The organism is Rhizobium sp. NPDC092011, assembly GCF_044756305.1.
Lineage (GTDB): Bacteria > Pseudomonadota > Alphaproteobacteria > Rhizobiales > Rhizobiaceae > Rhizobium.
In genome coordinates, this window is sequence record NZ_JBIVSO010000003.1 from 51,883 (window position 1) to 67,954 (window position 16,072).

Below are 16,072 nucleotides of genomic sequence, written 5' to 3' on the forward strand. Positions count from 1 at the left end.
ACCCGGCGGTCAGACACTCTGTCTGACCGCCGGAAAAATTTGGACAACTGTCATGTTGCGATTTCTTCTCAGCCGCCTTGCGGTGCTGATCCCGACATTCCTTGGCGTGTCGATCGTTGCCTTCTCATTCATTCGCCTGCTTCCCGGCGATCCCGTAATGCTGCTGTCGGGCGAGCGCGTCATGTCGCCGGAACGCCACGCGCAGATCTCGCACGATCTCGGCTACGATCAGCCGATGGTCGTTCAGTACGGGAAATATATCTGGAACGCCCTGCACGGCGATCTCGGCACTTCCATCACCACCAAGCGTGATGTGCTGACCGACTTCTTCACCTTCTTCCCGGCGACGCTCGAACTGTCGATCTGCGCCATGATCCTGGCGATCTGTCTTGGCATTCCAGCCGGCGTTTTCGCCGCCGTCAAACGAGGGACATGGTTCGACCAGAGCGTCATGGGCGTGGCTCTTGTCGGGTACTCGATGCCGATCTTCTGGTGGGGCCTGCTGTTGATTATCGTCTTCAACGGCTATCTGCACTGGACGCCGGTCTCGGGTCGCATCGGTCTCATCTATTTCTTCAAGCCGATCACCGGCTTCATGCTGATCGACAGCCTGCTGTCCGGTCAGAAGGGCGCCTTCTGGTCCGCGTTCAATTCGCTGATCCTGCCAACGATCGTCCTCGGCACCATCCCGCTCGCCGTCATCGCCCGTCAGACGCGCTCCGCCATGCTCGAAGTGCTTGGCGAAGATTATGTGCGCACGGCGCGCTCGAAGGGCCTTTCGCCGCTGCGCGTCGTGTCCGTGCATGCGCTGCGCAACGCCATGATCCCCGTCGTGACCACCATCGGTCTGCAGGTCGGCGTGCTGCTTGGCGGCGCCATCCTGACCGAAAGCATCTTCTCCTGGCCAGGCATCGGCAAGTGGATGATCGATGCGGTCTTCAAGCGTGACTATCCCGTCGTGCAGGGCGGCCTGCTTTTGATCGCCGGCATCGTTATGCTCGTCAACCTCGCTGTCGACTTGCTCTACGGCTTCGTCAATCCACGCATTCGTCACTAGGAGCGGTCCATGAGCACGGTAAGCGTCAAATCCGACCGTCCTTCCGCTCTCGCGGAGTTCTGGTACTACTTCTCTCGCAACAAAGGGGCCGTCATCGGTCTCGCGATCTTTCTTTTCGTCCTGTTTCTGGCGATTTTTGCCAGCTTCGTGGCACCCCATAATCCCGATGTCGCTTATGGCAGCGACATGCAGCGCCTTCCGCCGGTCTGGCAAGAAGGCGGTAACAGCAGCTTCCTGCTCGGCACGGATGCCAATGGCCGCGATCTACTGTCGCGCCTTATCTACGGCACGCGCTTCTCGCTGTTCATCGGTCTCGTGGTCGCTTCGCTTTCGGCAATCGCCGGCATTCTGATCGGCCTCGTCGCCGGCTATGTTCGCGGCCGTACCGATACGATCATCATGCGCATCATGGATATCATCCTCGCCGTCCCGTCGCTGCTGCTCGCCCTGGTGCTGGTGGCAATCCTCGGGCCTGGCCTGACCAACGCCATGATCGCGATTTCCATCGTCAATCAGCCGCATTTCGTTCGCCTGACGCGCGCTGCGGTCATGACCGAGCGTGACAAGGAATATGTCATCGCGTCGCGCGTTGCCGGTGCCGGTCCGCTGCGGCTGATGTTCAAGACGATCCTGCCGAACTGCCTTGGGCCGCTGATCGTGCAGGGCACGCTTGCCTTCTCGTCGGCCATTCTCGACGCTGCCGCGCTCGGCTTCCTCGGCCAGGGCGCGCAGCCGCCGACGCCGGAATGGGGCACCATGCTCGCGGACTCGCGTGAATTCTTCCAGAGCAACCCTTGGCTCGTTACTTTCCCCGGTCTCTGCATCCTGATCACGGTTCTCGCCATCAATCTGATGGGTGACGGCCTGCGCGATGCTTTCGACCCGAAGCTGAAGAGGTCGTAATGGCACTCCTCGATATTGAAAACCTATCCGTAGAATTCCAGACCTCATCCGGACTGTTCCGAGCGGTGGATGGCGTTTCGCTGCAATGCGACAAGGGAGAGATCCTGTCGATCGTCGGCGAATCCGGCTCCGGCAAATCGGTCTCCATGCTTGCCATGATGGGGCTGCTGCCTTGGACGGCGAAGATCACCGCCGACCGCATGATGTTCGACGGCAAGGACCTGCGCGGCATCTCCGCCCGTCAGCGCCGCAAGATCATCGGCAAGGACATGGCGATGATCTTCCAGGAGCCTATGTCGAGCCTCAATCCGTGCTTCACGGTCGGCTTCCAGCTCGGCGAGACCCTGCGCATCCACATGGGCCTCGACCGCAAGGCGCGTCGTGAGCGCTCGATCGAGCTGCTGAAGCTGGTCGGCATTCCGGCACCTGAGGATCGCCTGTCGAACTTCCCGCATCAGATGTCGGGCGGTATGAGCCAGCGCGTCATGATCGCCATGGCGCTCGCGTGCAACCCGAAGCTCCTGATCGCCGATGAGCCGACCACCGCGCTCGATGTGACCATCCAGGCGCAGATCCTCGATCTGCTCGTGCGCCTGCAGCGGGAGCAGGGCATGGCCCTTGTGCTCATCACCCATGATATGGGTGTTGTCGCCGAAACGGCTGAGCGCGTGCAGGTGCAGTATGCCGGTCAGAAGGTCGAGGAGCAGCCGGTCAAGGAACTGTTCCGCGATCCGCATCACCCCTATACGGCGGCACTCCTCTCGGCTCTGCCCGAGCGTGCCGAAGTCGGCGAGCGTCTGCCGTCGATCGCTGGCGTCGTTCCCGGTCAGCACGATCGGCCGACGGGCTGTCTCTTCGCGCCGCGTTGTTCCTTCGCCACGCCGGAATGCGACAAGGGCGTCAAGCGACAGGGCGCTGAGCTCGGCCTGACCCTTTGCAACTATCCGCTGGAACATGGCAAGCCGCTCGGTCATCCCGGCATTGCCGCCACGCAAGCAGCAGGAGGTGCCGCATGACCGGCGCTGTTCTCGAAGGGCGCGATCTCGCCCGTTTCTACACCATCAAGCGCGGCAGCTTCAAACCGGAGGCGACCGTCAAGGCGCTGAACGGTGTCAGCTTCAGCCTGCAATCGGGCCGCACGCTCGCCGTCGTCGGCGAATCCGGTTGCGGCAAGTCGACGCTTGCCCGCCTGGTCACGATGATCGAAAACCCGACATCTGGCGAACTGCTGATCGATGGCAAGCCCGCTAAGCTTGGCGATCGCAGCTTGCGCAGCGCCGTGCAGATCGTGTTCCAGAATCCGTATGGCTCGCTCAATCCGCGCCAGAAGGTCGGATCCATTCTGGAAGAGCCGCTGAAGATCAACACCGATGACGATGCTGCCACCCGCCGCCGCAAGGCCGAGGAAATGATGGCGCGCGTCGGCCTGCGTCCGGAACATTACGATCGTTATCCGCACATGTTCTCCGGTGGCCAGCGCCAGCGTATCGCCATTGCGCGCGCCTTGATGCTGCGGCCGAAGGTTCTGGTGCTCGATGAGCCGGTTTCCGCGCTCGATCTGTCGATCCAGGCGCAGGTGCTCAACCTGTTGATGGATCTGCAGAAGGAGATGGGGCTCGCCTATCTCTTCATCTCGCACGGCCTTTCCGTTGTCCGTCACATCGCCGACGACGTCATGGTGATGTATCTCGGCCGCCCGGTTGAGACCGGCACGGCCGAAGAAGTCTTTAGCCGTCCGCGCCATCCCTATACGGCAGCGCTTCTGTCGGCGACGCCGATCGCCGATCCGGACCGCGAGAAGAACCGCATTCGCCTGCAGGGCGAGCTGCCATCGCCGCTCAACCCGCCGGCCGGCTGTCACTTCAATCCGCGTTGCTGGCGCGCTCAGGACAAGTGCCGGCAAACGGCGCCGGAACTCGCGGGCGAAGACGCACACAAATTTTCCTGTTTCTTTCCGCTGGATTGATCCAAGTTGCGAATCGGGCATGGCTGGTAAAGCGGCCATGCCCGATTGAACTCAATCACTCCGGACAGACTCGATGCAGGACAATCAGGATACTCCCCTTGCCATCATCGTGATGGGCGTGAGCGGCAGCGGCAAATCCTCGATCGGCGAGGGCGTCGCGGCCAGGCTTGGTATCCATTTCATCGAGGGCGATGCGCTCCATCCGGCGGCCAATGTTGAGAAGATGAGCAAGGGCATTCCGCTCACTGACGAGGACCGCTGGCCCTGGCTCGAAACGATCGGTCAGGAGATCACCGCAAGCCTGGCCAAGGGTGAAGGCATTGCCGTTTCCTGCTCGGCGCTGAAGCGCACTTACCGCGAGCGGTTACGGGCGTCGGCCGGTGGCCATCTCTATTTCATTTATCTCCATGGCTCGAAAGAGCTGCTGACGAAGCGCATGGGCGAGCGAAAGGGACATTTCATGCCCGCCTCGTTGCTCGAAAGCCAGCTGGAGACGCTGGAAGTGCCGACAGGCGAACCCGGTGTCGTAACCGTCGATATCGACGACACGATCGAGGCGATCGTCGATGCCTCCGTCAGGAATCTCCAGGCTATTCTCTCGAACTGACGCTTACGGCGCAAACCGGTTGGGGCTGTAGGCCGAGATGTCGATCAACGGCTTCTCTCCGGTGATGAGTTCGGCAAGCACGCGGCCGGTTACCGGCCCGAGCGTGAGGCCATGATGGGCGTGGCCGAAAGCGAACCATAGGCCGTTATGCCGTGGTGCCTTGCCGATGATCGGCATCATGTCCGGCGTACAGGGCCGTGCCCCCATCCAGGGTTCGGGGTCGAGCCGCTCCCCAAGCGGGAAGGCGGCGCGGGCAAGCGCCTCGGCGCGGTCGAGCTGTACCGGCGTCTTCGGCGCATCGCGCCGCGCGAACTCTGCACCGGTCGTCAGCCGGATGCCGCGGCTCATCGGCGCCAGCAGATAGCCGCTCTCGGCATCCGCCATCCAGCTGTTGAGAACGGCATTGCCCTCGGCGGCATAATGCATGTGATAGCCGCGCTTGACGCCAAGCGGGAAGGCATAGCCGAAGCGCTTCGTCACCAGGTCTGCCCAGGGCCCGAGCGCCACCACGACGTCTTCCGCATCGATGGACCCCTCCGCCGTCACCATTCTCCATGCCGATCCGGACATGCCGAGCGAAACGGCGTCGCCCGTCGTCACGCGGCCGCCGATGCTCTCGAAGTAACGACGATAGGCTGATATCAGTCCGTGCGGGTCGAGCACCGACCACGGATCGCGCCAACGCAGTGCACCTGAAAAATTGCCCCTCAGATGCGGCTCCGCCGCCGTGATCTCCGCACTGCTTAGTGCCTCGTAGCCGATGCCGAACTCGCGGTTGAGGCGCTCGGCCTCGGCGAATTCCGCATCGCGCTTCTCGTTCGAGCGGTAAAGCTCCAGCCAACCGTCCTTGCGAATGAGGTCCTCGGCATGGGAGGCTTCGATGAGGTCGCGATGTTCGCTGATGGAATGCTCGATCAAGGGCGCATAGGCGCGTGAGATCATCTGATGACGCTTGGTATTCGAATTCCACCAGTAGCGGGCAAGGAAGGCGAGCTGGGAGGGCAGGGCGCGCAGGTGATAATGTGCGTCGACACGATTGTTGAGGGCATAGCGCAGCAGCAGACCGAGTTGCTGCGGAAAGCCATAGGGCACCACGCCTTCCCGCTGGATGAGACCGGCATTGCCGAAGGACGTTTCCCGGCCGGGCTCCGTCCTGTCGACGAGAACGACCTGTCGCCCCCGTCGCTGCAGATGGATTGCCGTCGAGACGCCGACAATGCCAGCGCCGAGAACGATTGCGTCCTTTGTCATTTTATCCTGCTATCCGCATAGTCATCTGTTTTCGGCGCGACCACAGCGAAGGTTGATTACCATCGCGTTGGTTGCGCTCTAAGCATCGAAAATGCCTGCCAAATTTCAGCGGTGCAAACGAAAAATGCGGTCAGATCGCAGTCTGTTTCAGGCAGGCGTTTTCAGCACGGATGCGAACGGTAAGAATGATGCCGTTCAGCAGCGAGAAGATGGCCGCATAGAGCGGCAAGCCGAAGCAAAGTGGCAGCACGGCGATCTCGCCGGCAACGATCGCATAGTTTGGGTGGTTGAGAAAACGGTAGGGTCCCGTCGTCACCAAGGATGCCCCCGGCAGGATGATGATCCGCGTCGTCCAGCGCTCCTTCAGCGTTGCCAGGACCCAGAGACGCAATCCTTGCAGCAGCATGAACAGAAGGAACCAGCCAAGCTCGACCGGTCTGCCGATCGCCACCAGCCACAATCCGAGCAACCAGGCGGCATGCATCGCCACCATGAAGGGATAATGCCCCGGCGCACATTCCCGGCCGCCACGGGCCAGAAGGGCGGCGGTGTTGCGTCTGGCATGGACCAACTCTGCCAGACGCTGCAACGAAACGAAGGTCAGAAGCGCGATCGAGGGCCAAAGCATCATCCGACCCTCTTCAACGTGATGCAGCTGGCAGAGAAGCCCGGCCCCAAGGCAAGCAGTGCCGAACGCCGCGGCAGTCCTGCGGCGATCACTCGTTCCAGCACGAACATGACGGTGGGCGAGGACATGTTGCCGTAGTCGCCGATAACCCTTCGCTCGATGTCGAGCGAGCCCACGTCGAGACCGAGTGCGCTCTCCAGCGCCAAAAGCACCTTTGCGCCGCCGGGATGGCAGATGAAGCGGTCGATATCCGACAGCGAGAGCCCGGCGCGGTCGAGAATGCCTGAGACGGCACTTCGCAGATGCGTCTCTGCAAAGACCGGCAATGATTGCTCCAAGATGATGCCGAAGCCCGTATCATCGACCTTCCAGCCCATGATGCCGAGGCTGTCGGGAAAAAGGTGTTCGCCGGTCGATTCGATTTCCGCGATGCCGCTTTCGCCGGTCCGCAATACACAGGCTGCCGCGCCGTCGCCGAACAGCGCTGTCGCGATGATGTTGGGTCTGGTCAGTTCATCCAGTCGAAAGGCAAGCGAGCAGAGTTCGATCGCGATAAAAAGGACCGTCGCGCCGGGCCGGCTTCTCGCCATTTTCGTCGCCACCGCAAGGCCTGAAACGCCCGCCGCGCAGCCGAGGCCGAAGATCGGCACACGCTCGATGTCGCAGCGAAAGCCCAGTTCGCCGGCCAACCGTGCTTCGAGGCTCGGCGTTGCAAGCCCGGTCGAGGAGGCCGTGACGATGCAGTCGACCTCTCCGACTTCGATACCGGCCCGTTGCAGCGCTAAGGTTGCTGTGCGGCGAAAAAGCTCCGATGCGACCTCCGTATAGGCGGCCATGCGATCCTGCCAGCCGTGCGGCTGTTCGAACCACGAAAGCGGCCGCGCGACATGGCGCTTTCGAATGCCGGTGCTCTCGAACACGCGGGCGAGATATTTGAAGTCCTGAAATCGGTCCGAGAACAGGCGGCTCGCAGTCTCGGCGGCATCTGTCTGGAGAATGATGTTGTCGGGTGTTGCGACGGCGAGGCTTAGAAGTTTGACAGTGTCGGTCACGAGTTTCTCCTGTGGCCCTTCGAAGGCCCTTCACGGAAACACGCGATAGCGTCGGTCTATTCGATACTCGAGCAGTCACAAAAGAGTGACGCCTCCTCTGGATCGGCCCCGCAAAAAATATTGCGTGGTGCGCCGAATAAAGAGGGCGGGCGGTGTGTTCTCCTCTCGCAACGTTCATTTTGCCAAGGAGACATTCCATGACGACCAATACATTCCGCCTCGCTGCTATCACGATCGGTGTCGGCCTTGCACTTGGCGCCTTCGCCATTCCCGCCTTCGCAGCCGGTGACGATTCCAGCACGACGCCGACCTGCAAGAAGGGTGAAATCTACGACAAGAAGAGCCAGAAATGCGTGAAGCAGCAGGGTGCCAACGTCACGGACGAGAACCGCGCCGATTACGCCTATTCGCTGGCCAAGAAGGATCATCGTTACCAGGAGGCTCTTGCGGTTCTGGACACGATGAAGAACCCGAACACGGCTGAGGCGCTGAACTATCGCGGGTATGCCACTCGCAAGCTCGGTCGCACGGACGAGGGCATCTCCTACTATACGAAGTCCGTCGCCATGGACCCGAAATATACGCTGGTGCGCGAATATCTCGGTGAAGCCTACGTCATCAAGGGCCGGATGGATCTCGCCAAGGATCAGCTGAACACGATCAGGACGCTCTGCGGCAACACGAGCTGCGAGGAATATCGCGACCTTCACGCTGCCATCGTGAACCCGTCGAGCCTTTGAGGTTGGTCTCTGATCGATGATGCCGGTCAGTAGGGAGCTTTGCGAGGGCTATGGGAATGATGCCGGTCGCTCGTACTGCGATTTCTGCTTATAGTCGGATAGCATCGGAGCCGCCGAAAAGGTCGGCGGCTCCCCAGAACGCGGATGTCGCGGAGGCTGTCATAGCGAGCGAAGAGGATATCAGGGCAGGCCTGTCCCAGCACCTGACGCGGCTTTGGCGTTACGGCGTGGTGCTGTCGCGCCAACGCGACGTTGCCGACGATCTCGTGCAGGCGACCTGTGTCAGAGCCCTGGAGCGGGCCGCGCAGTTTACATCCGGCACGCGGCTGGATCGCTGGCTTTTCGCCATCCTCCATTCGATATGGCTGAACGAGGTTCGCGCCCGGCGCGTTCGCATGGGGCAGGGCTTCGTCGATGCGGACGAAACCCTTGTGTTCGACGGTGCGCGGGAGACTGAAACGCATATTCTGGCCGGGCAGGTATTGCAGCGGATTCAGGCGCTGCCGGAAGCGCAGCGCACCGCGGTATTTCTTGCCTATGTCGAAGGGCTTTCCTATCGCGAAGTGGCTGAGATCCTCGACGTGCCGATCGGCACGGTGATGAGCCGCCTGGCGGCCGCGCGCATGAAGCTTGCTGACGGCATGGGGGTGGCGACAGAAGGAAAGTCTTCCGGAGGTGGGCGACTGGGGAATGGAAATGAGTGAACTGTATAAAGGAAAGATGCCCTCGGACGAACAGCTCACCGCCTTCATCGACGGCGAACTTAATGATGCTGACCGAGAAAATATGGAACGATTGATCGCCGCCGATGAACGCGTGGCGGAGCGTCTCGAATTCCTGTCGCGCAGCGCCCTGCCGTTCAGGGAGGCATTCGAGCCGATTCTTGCGGAGGCCCCAGCGGCGAAACTGGAAGCCATGCTTGCCGCCATACCCGCCGCCACTGAGACCCACAAATCGCGTGCCTTTGGCGTCAGCCGCCGCGGCCTCCTTGGGGCCATCGCTGCAAGCTTCGTTGCTGCCATCGCCATCGACCGCGCCGCGATCGGTATCAGCCGCCGGCTCTCGAAGCCGGACGAAGATGCGGAATGGCGCGCCGTGGTTGCCGAATATCTCTCGCTCTATACGACGGATACATTGAGCGCTCCGGCTGGCGACCATGCACAACAGGTCGCACAGCTAGGTGATGTCGGCAGCAAGCTCGGGCTGTCGCTGGCACCGGAAAATGTCGCAATGCCGGGCGTCGATTTCAAGCGCGCCCAGATTCTGAATTATGACAGCAAGCCACTGGCTCAGATCGCCTATCTCGATCCCGAAAGCGGGCCGATGGCGCTTTGCATCGTTCAGTCGGCAAGAGGTACGGCAGCCCCGGACGTGGAAAATCGCCGAGGCATGAACGTTGTTTACTGGTCGAGCGCCGCCCACGCCTTCATGCTGATCGGTCACGCGCCGATCGACCGGATGCAGCAACTTGCGGCTGATATCAGGGCGCATCTGGTCGCCTGATGGCTGTTTTGGGCGCGACTAAATTGGCGTGATTCAAAAAGAATTTGGCGAAAACCCATCCTGCTGGTATTCTTTGCCCAACGAAAATCGAACGAGTGCCAGCAGCATGCCCCAGGGCCTTGCGCGGCGCGGTGGAAAAGATACGTGAGTGACCCCGACAGCGGCAAGGCGCCGCAGGCAGACGGGGCGTCGACAGCAGAGCGCAGGAAGGCGAAATCCTCCCGGCGCGCGAAGCGTAAGCGCGGCCATGGTCGCCCGAATGCTCATTCTGCGGAGGCCAGCCAGGCAGGTAAGTCCAGCCCGGTGGCGATGCGCCCAGCAGAGGACGAAGCCGAATCTCCGGCCAAGAAGCGTAAGCGCAGGCGTCGTTCGCGCGGCGGGGCTACTGGCGGCGGACAGCCTTCCTCCCAGACACAGCAGCAGACGCAGGAACTCCGCGCAGCGGCCGATCACGGTCATGCGTCATCACACAAGAGCGGCAAGAACCGGCGCAAGCACCGCAGCAAGCGTGGCCTGCAGGGTCGGCCGCTGGCGCATGAGAAAACGCCGCAGATCGTTGCGCCCGCCAATGCCGCTCAAGCGGGCCATGCACAGGTGCATGGCGATCGTCGCAATGACCGCCAGTCGCCGCGACGCGAGGGACAAGGGCAGCATCATCAGACGGAGCCCGATTTTCGGCCCGCCGACCTTTACGCCGCACTCGATCTCGGCACCAACAATTGTCGCCTGTTGATTGCGCAGCCGACGCGCCCGGGCCAGTTTCGGGTCGTCGATGCATTCTCCCGCATTGTGCGCCTCGGCGAAGGACTTGGCGCCAGCGGCCGCCTGTCTGGCGACGCTATGGATCGAGCCGTCGAGGCCTTGCGCATCTGCGCGGCCAAGCTGAAGACACGGGAAATCCGCCGTATGCGGCTGATCGCGACCGAAGCCTGCCGCGCGGCCGACAACGGTGAGGCCTTCCTCGAGCGCGTCATCGCCGAGACCGGGTTGCAGCTGGAGATCATCGATCGCGAGACCGAGGCGCGGCTTGCCGTTTCCGGCTGCTCGTCGCTCGTCGGACCGGAGGCTCGCTCGGTCGTTCTGTTCGATATCGGTGGCGGCTCCTCCGAAATCGCAGTCATCCGGATCGGTGAAAATCGTTCCAGCCGCCTTGCCAACCACATCACCCACTGGACCTCGCTGCCTGTCGGCGTTGTCACGCTGTCCGAAAGGCATGGCGGGCGCGACGTGACGCCGGAGCTGTTCGAGACTATGGTCTCCGAAGTTCAGCGGATGCTCGAGCGCTTCGATTGCCCGCCGGTGCAGGGCGCGGCGCGTGATAGCGCCGATTTTCATCTCATCGGCACATCAGGCACGGTGACGACGCTTGCAGGCGTCCATCTCGATCTGCCGCGCTACGACCGGCGTCGGGTGGACGGAGTCTGGCTGTCGGACGACGAGGTGAGTGCCATGCAGGCCAAACTGTTGTCCTGGGATTTTGCCGGCCGCGCCGCCAACCCCTGCATCGGGCCGGATCGCGCCGATCTGGTTCTCGCGGGTTGCGCGATCCTGGAGGCGATCCGCCGCCGCTGGCCGAGCCCGCGCATGCGTGTCGCCGATCGCGGCCTGCGCGAGGGACTGCTGACTGATATGATGGCGGATGACGGCGTCTGGCGGCGGGGCCGCTCGCGCCGGGGTCATCGACCGAGGGATACGAAGGGGCCGCAGACGTGACCAAGCCAACCATCGCCGGCAACCGCACGGGCCGCAAGCTCGGCCAGCGCGTCAAGAAAAAGAAGCTCAAGGCCTCCTCGCGGCAGTGGCTGCAGCGGCATATCAACGACCCGTATGTGCAGCGCGCTCAGCTCGAAGGCTATCGCGCTCGCGCCGCCTTCAAGCTGCTGGAAATCGACGAAAAGCACCAGATCCTGAAGGGGGCGCGTCGCATCATCGACCTGGGTGCTGCACCGGGCAGCTGGTCGCAGATCGCGGCCAAGGTCACCGAATCGACTGAAGAGGATGTTCGCGTCGCAGCCATCGATTTCCTCGAAATGGCGCCGATCCCCGGCGTCGCCTTCCTGCAGCTTGACTTTCTGGAGCCGGACGCGCCACAGCGGCTGATCGATGCGGTTGGCGGCACGCCGGATCTCGTCGTCTCCGACATGGCAGCGCCGACGACGGGCCATCACCGTACCGATCACTTGCGGACGATGCATCTTTGCGAAGTCGCCGCGCATTTCGCGGTCGAAGTGCTGGCGGAAGGCGGTCATTTTCTTGCCAAGACCTTCCAGGGTGGCACGGAACGCGATCTTCTGACTTTCCTGAAGCAGAATTTCCGTCAGGTCATCCATGTGAAGCCGGGCGCATCCCGCGCGGAGTCCGTGGAAATGTTCCTGCTGGCCAAGGGTTTCAAGGGTCGCAAGACGGATGAGGAAGCCACTGAGGCTTGATCTGAGCGTCTTCTTCGTCCGATGATGTCGTCTCCCAAGGCATCACGGAAGATCAAGATTCAATCATGCTCCTCTACATAACCCTCGGTTCCAACGACATCCTGCGCTCTCGGGATTTTTACGACGCTGTTCTGCCCATGCTGGGCTACCGGCGTCTGCGCGAATCGGATGAGGAAATCGGCTATGCCGGCGAGGGCGATACGCGCTGCCGCTTCTGGGTGGTCAGGCCCTTTGACCAGAAAGCGGCAACCATCGGCAATGGCTCCATGGTCGCGTTGCATTCCGAAAGCCGAGCTGCCGTAGATGCTTTTCATGCCGCAGCTCTCGCCCATGGCGGCACCGATGAAGGCAAGCCCGGGCTGCGCTCTTTCCATGCCAACTTCTATGCTGCCTATGTACGTGACCCCGATGGCAACAAGCTGAGCGCCGTGTGCGAGAGGCCGGAATAGCGCCTCTCCGGGAAAGCGGTGCAGCAGATCTAAAGTGCTATGGCGTCCTTTGCGCGTCACATATGGCGCGCGCCGTAGCCCCCGATTGCGCCGACACTTGATCGGGGCTGGATCATTTTCCGACCGGCTGCTGGACCTGCGGCTCCAGGGCGGCGACGCGCTTCAGACCGGCCTTGTGACCGGAAACCATGGCGCCGGCATTGCGATCCATCCGAATGAAGGGAATGGTGGCAAGCACGGTCAGCACCGAAATGCTGAAGAAGGCGATATGGAAATCGCTGACTTGCAGTTCTGCTCCGCTGAAGAAGGTCGAGGTTTCCAGGATCATGGCGGCCACGGCCACGCCGAGCGCGAGGCTGATCTGCTGCATGACCGAGCTCATCGATGTCGCCTGGCTAGCCTGCTTGTCACTGATATCGGCAAAGGCGAGGGCATTGATGCCAGTGAAGAAGAACGAACGCGAGAACCCGCCGACCAACAATATCGCGACGATGATGAGATGCGAGGTCCAAGGCTGGAAGAGACCAGTGCAGATCGTCGTGACCGTCGTGACAGCCGCGGCCGAAAGCAACGCCGTCTTGAAGCCGACGGCGGTAAAGACCCGTCGGGCGATGAACTTTGTGGTGATCGCGCCGATCGCTCCGGCAAAGGTAATGAGGCCGGACTGGAATGGATTGAGACCAAAGCCGAGCTGCAGCATCAGCGGCGTCAGGAAAGGCATGGCGCCGATGCAGATGCGGAAAAGCGTGCCGCCGGTGACGGAAGCGCGGAAGGTTGCGTTCCTCAATAGCGACAGGTCCAGAATCGGCGCCGGATGACGGCGTGCATGGCCGATATAGAAAAAGCCGCAGATGACGCCGACGACGACGGCCGAAATGCCGATATAGGGTGGCAGTGCCGGCAGGCTGATGACGGACATGCCGAAGACCACGCCGGATGCCGCAAAGGAGGTCAGCAGGAAACCGATGACGTCCAGTTTCGGCGGCATGGTCGCTTCCACCTCGGGCAGAAAGATCGAGGACAGGATAACGCCGAGGACGCCGACGGGCACGTTGATCAGGAAGATCCAGTGCCAGGAGGCATAGGTGGTGATGAAGCCGCCGAGCGGAGGACCGGCAAGCGGACCGACAAGCGCGGGAATGGAAAGCAGGGCCATTGCCGAAACCAGATCGCTCTTCTGGGTCGTGCGCACCAGCACGAGACGCCCGACCGGCGTCATCATCGAGCCGCCGACGCCTTGCAGGAAGCGGGCGAAGACGAATTCGAACAGGCCGCCGGAGAAGGCGCACATGATGGAGCCGATGACGAAGACGCAGATGGCGATGCGAAAGATGTTCTTCGCGCCGAAGCGATCCGCCATCCAGCCGCTGATCGGGATGAACACGGCCAGCGATACCATGTAGGAGGTCAGCGCCAGCTTGAGTGTGATCGGGCCGACATGGAGATCGTTGGCGATGGCCGGCAGCGCTGTCGCGATAACAGTGGAATCCATCTGTTCCATGAAGAGAGCAACGGCGAGGATCAATGGAACGATGCGATTCATAGGCATCTGCCTTGATAGGTCTGTCTTCGGGAAGGCCGCCGCTTGGGGCGCGGTCAGCCGCTCTGTAGTCCTATGCGAGGCTGCTGCCAATCCCGGATTCTGCTCCATGAAGGCTCGAGGATCACGTCTTCGTGATATCCACCGCCGCGCGGCGCGGAACGCAGGATTTGACATATGCTAAGAGCATGTAAATGCTAAACGCATAAAACGTCGCCCGGTGTATTAGCGGATTTGGATGAGCTTGTCATGGCCAAAGTTCGGTCGATGATGACGAGCGTCCAGGCTGCGGCTCCGGGTGGCGGCGATAGGTGCAGCTTACGCTGCACATCAACAAAGGAGTGAGTTCATGACTGCTGTCCTGCCCCCGGATACGCACCAATTCAAACTGGGATCCTGCACCGTCACCGTCGTCAAGGATGGTGCCAGCGTCATGGAGAACCCCTGGGAGACCTTCGGTTCAAACCAGACGGCAGACACCGTTCGCAAATTGCTGGAGCAAAATTTCCTGCCCACGGAAAAGCTGGTCAACAGCTACGCGCCCGCGATCATCGATACGGGTTCGGATGTGATCGTCGTTGACACTGGTTTTGGCGCCGCTGGCCGCGCCCGTGGCCTCGGCCGTCTGCGCGAAGGATTGAAGGCTGTCGGCTACACGCCGGAGCAGGTCACCGTCGTTGCCCTGACGCATCTGCATGGCGATCACATCGGCGGCTTGATGGAGGAGGGCGCTCCGGCCTTTCCGAACGCGCGCTACGTCACCGGCGAGATCGAGTACGGTTTCTGGACGGATAAGGCCCGAGAAGGTACGCCGGCGGAAGGCGGCCATAAGGCTGTGCTTGCCAATGTGGTGCCATTCGCCGAGAAGATGACGTTTCTCAAAGATGGCGACCAGATCGTCAGCGGCATGACGGCCATGCTGGCCCCGGGTCACACGCCCGGCCATCTCGTTTTCCATCTGGAATCGGATGGCAAGCAGTTGGTCATGACTGGCGATACCGCCAATCACTATATTCTGTCGATCGGCCGTCCTGATTGGGAAACGCGTTTCGATGTGGACAAGGCGCAGGCCGCCAAGACCCGTCGCCGTGTCTTCGACATGATCGCCGCCGACCGCATCCCCTTCCTCGGCTTCCACATGCCTTTCCCGGCCGTCGGCTTCGTCGAGAAGCAGGCGGAAGGCTTCCGCTACATTCCGAAAACCTACCAGTTCGACCTGTAAGGCAGTTCAGCCGACCAACTCCCCGCGTCGTAATTGACGGATGAGAATACCGGGAAAAGCAGCTGCGTCCTTTTCCCGGTAGTGCTCTAACACGGAAGAATGCCCTTGGCGGCGAAGGTGGATCTTGTGGCTTCGTTCAGATCGTAATCCCTAAGATTCTGCGGCTCGACCCAGGCATGTTCGTCGAATTCTTCATTGATGATCACATCGCGATTGGCCGCCTCGCAGTCAAAGATCAGATAGATCATGTGAAGTTTTTCCGTCGATCCGTCAGCGTACGATTTCGTCCGGACGTCATCGCGAAATGTCCAGGGCTCGATCTCTGTGATTTGCAGCCTATCGCCAAGCTCCTCGCGAATTTCACGGCGCAAACCCTCCTCGATCCGCTCTCCCGGCTCCAGACCGCCTCCGGAAAGAGCCCATTGTCCCGGAAACACACCGCGATTTTGCGGCATTTTGCAGAGCAGGTAGGCCCCCTCGTTTTGAATAAGCGGGCATACGATGATTCGCTGTCTCAATTGCTTCTCCCAATGCATGCGCGCGGAACGAGCACCATGCTGCGTGTGCCCACCGGTCGGATATGCGTTCTTGGCAGCCGAAGAGGCATGGATCAAGGCGCCTGGCAGCACGAATCGCAACTTTAGCGGAAACGTGGCGCAAAGCTCCTCGGAGAGGTCGACAAGACACTGGCCGACGACCTCGAAGCACCGCAATGACGGCGCTAG

The 16,072-nt window shown here is 61.4% G+C and carries 17 protein-coding genes; 12 read left to right on the forward strand and 5 right to left on the reverse strand.

Annotated features, from left to right (window positions below; all coding sequences use genetic code 11):
- Positions 1-52: 52 nt before the first annotated feature.
- From ACIQJ2_RS15455 to ACIQJ2_RS15475, 5 genes are all read left to right on the forward strand, one after another.
- On the forward strand, positions 53-1,057 hold the full coding sequence (locus tag ACIQJ2_RS15455; RefSeq protein WP_199094770.1) for an ABC transporter permease subunit: 1,005 nt from the start codon (positions 53-55) through the stop codon (positions 1,055-1,057).
- A 9-nt stretch (positions 1,058-1,066) separates the two neighbouring features.
- The gene (locus ACIQJ2_RS15460) at positions 1,067-1,960 is read left to right on the forward strand and encodes an ABC transporter permease subunit (RefSeq protein WP_199148643.1); all 894 of its coding nucleotides are present in this window, start codon (positions 1,067-1,069) and stop codon (positions 1,958-1,960) included.
- A complete protein-coding gene (locus tag ACIQJ2_RS15465; protein ID WP_400667734.1) occupies positions 1,960-2,976 on the forward strand; it encodes an ABC transporter ATP-binding protein in 1,017 nt (338 codons plus the stop codon). The genes ACIQJ2_RS15460 and ACIQJ2_RS15465 overlap by 1 nt, the downstream gene beginning before the upstream one ends.
- The gene (locus ACIQJ2_RS15470) at positions 2,973-3,926 is read left to right on the forward strand and encodes a peptide ABC transporter ATP-binding protein (RefSeq protein WP_199148645.1); all 954 of its coding nucleotides are present in this window, start codon (positions 2,973-2,975) and stop codon (positions 3,924-3,926) included. Before ACIQJ2_RS15465 ends, ACIQJ2_RS15470 begins: the two co-directional genes overlap by 4 nt.
- 73 nt (positions 3,927-3,999) lie before the next feature.
- Positions 4,000-4,533, forward strand: a complete 534-nt coding sequence (locus ACIQJ2_RS15475) for a gluconokinase (protein ID WP_400667732.1) — start codon at positions 4,000-4,002, stop codon at positions 4,531-4,533.
- A gap of 3 nt (positions 4,534-4,536) precedes the next feature.
- Here the strand turns inward: ACIQJ2_RS15475 and ACIQJ2_RS15480 are convergent, their stop codons facing one another.
- The 3 genes from ACIQJ2_RS15480 to ACIQJ2_RS15490 form a co-directional block, all read right to left on the reverse strand.
- Complete coding sequence (locus ACIQJ2_RS15480; RefSeq protein WP_400667730.1) at positions 4,537-5,784, reverse strand: NAD(P)/FAD-dependent oxidoreductase; 1,248 nt, start codon at positions 5,782-5,784, stop codon at positions 4,537-4,539.
- 130 nt (positions 5,785-5,914) lie between these two features.
- Positions 5,915-6,412 carry an isoprenylcysteine carboxyl methyltransferase family protein gene (locus tag ACIQJ2_RS15485; RefSeq protein WP_400667762.1) on the reverse strand — a complete coding sequence of 166 codons (498 nt, stop codon included), beginning with the start codon at positions 6,410-6,412 and terminating at the stop codon, positions 5,915-5,917.
- On the reverse strand, positions 6,412-7,464 hold the full coding sequence (locus tag ACIQJ2_RS15490; protein WP_400667728.1) for a type III polyketide synthase: 1,053 nt from the start codon (positions 7,462-7,464) through the stop codon (positions 6,412-6,414). Before ACIQJ2_RS15490 ends, ACIQJ2_RS15485 begins: the two co-directional genes overlap by 1 nt.
- A 197-nt stretch (positions 7,465-7,661) precedes the next feature.
- Here ACIQJ2_RS15490 and ACIQJ2_RS15495 point away from each other — a divergent pair, with 197 nt between their 5' ends.
- The 6 genes from ACIQJ2_RS15495 to ACIQJ2_RS15520 all read left to right on the forward strand — a co-directional run bounded on the left by ACIQJ2_RS15495 (position 7,662) and on the right by ACIQJ2_RS15520 (position 12,585).
- Positions 7,662-8,204, forward strand: coding sequence for a tetratricopeptide repeat protein (locus tag ACIQJ2_RS15495; protein WP_400667726.1), 543 nt, complete (start codon positions 7,662-7,664; stop codon positions 8,202-8,204).
- A gap of 59 nt (positions 8,205-8,263) precedes the next feature.
- Positions 8,264-8,908, forward strand: coding sequence for an RNA polymerase sigma factor (locus tag ACIQJ2_RS15500; protein WP_400667760.1), 645 nt, complete (start codon positions 8,264-8,266; stop codon positions 8,906-8,908).
- On the forward strand, positions 8,901-9,707 hold the full coding sequence (locus ACIQJ2_RS15505) for an anti-sigma factor family protein (protein ID WP_400667724.1): 807 nt from the start codon (positions 8,901-8,903) through the stop codon (positions 9,705-9,707). The genes ACIQJ2_RS15500 and ACIQJ2_RS15505 overlap by 8 nt, the downstream gene beginning before the upstream one ends.
- Before the next feature lie 144 nt (positions 9,708-9,851).
- Positions 9,852-11,420 (forward strand): Ppx/GppA phosphatase family protein, encoded by a 1,569-nt coding sequence (locus ACIQJ2_RS15510; protein WP_400667722.1) that lies wholly within the window; start codon positions 9,852-9,854, stop codon positions 11,418-11,420.
- Positions 11,417-12,136 carry an RlmE family RNA methyltransferase gene (locus tag ACIQJ2_RS15515; RefSeq protein WP_199148652.1) on the forward strand — a complete coding sequence of 240 codons (720 nt, stop codon included), beginning with the start codon at positions 11,417-11,419 and terminating at the stop codon, positions 12,134-12,136. The genes ACIQJ2_RS15510 and ACIQJ2_RS15515 overlap by 4 nt, the downstream gene beginning before the upstream one ends.
- A gap of 65 nt (positions 12,137-12,201) precedes the next feature.
- Positions 12,202-12,585: a VOC family protein gene (locus ACIQJ2_RS15520; RefSeq protein WP_400667720.1), complete on the forward strand. Its 384-nt coding sequence runs from the start codon at positions 12,202-12,204 to the stop codon at positions 12,583-12,585.
- Between the two features lie 112 nt (positions 12,586-12,697).
- Here the strand turns inward: ACIQJ2_RS15520 and ACIQJ2_RS15525 are convergent, their stop codons facing one another.
- Positions 12,698-14,128: an MFS transporter gene (locus tag ACIQJ2_RS15525; protein ID WP_400667718.1), complete on the reverse strand. Its 1,431-nt coding sequence runs from the start codon at positions 14,126-14,128 to the stop codon at positions 12,698-12,700.
- 346 nt (positions 14,129-14,474) lie between these two features.
- On the opposite strand from ACIQJ2_RS15525, the gene ACIQJ2_RS15530 reads away from it, so the two are divergent.
- A complete protein-coding gene (locus tag ACIQJ2_RS15530; protein WP_400667716.1) occupies positions 14,475-15,347 on the forward strand; it encodes an MBL fold metallo-hydrolase in 873 nt (290 codons plus the stop codon).
- A gap of 86 nt (positions 15,348-15,433) precedes the next feature.
- On the opposite strand, the gene nudI is transcribed toward ACIQJ2_RS15530, so the two are convergent.
- Positions 15,434-15,865 carry a nucleoside triphosphatase NudI gene (nudI, locus tag ACIQJ2_RS15535; protein WP_400667714.1) on the reverse strand — a complete coding sequence of 144 codons (432 nt, stop codon included), beginning with the start codon at positions 15,863-15,865 and terminating at the stop codon, positions 15,434-15,436.
- Positions 15,866-16,072 lie beyond the last annotated feature (207 nt).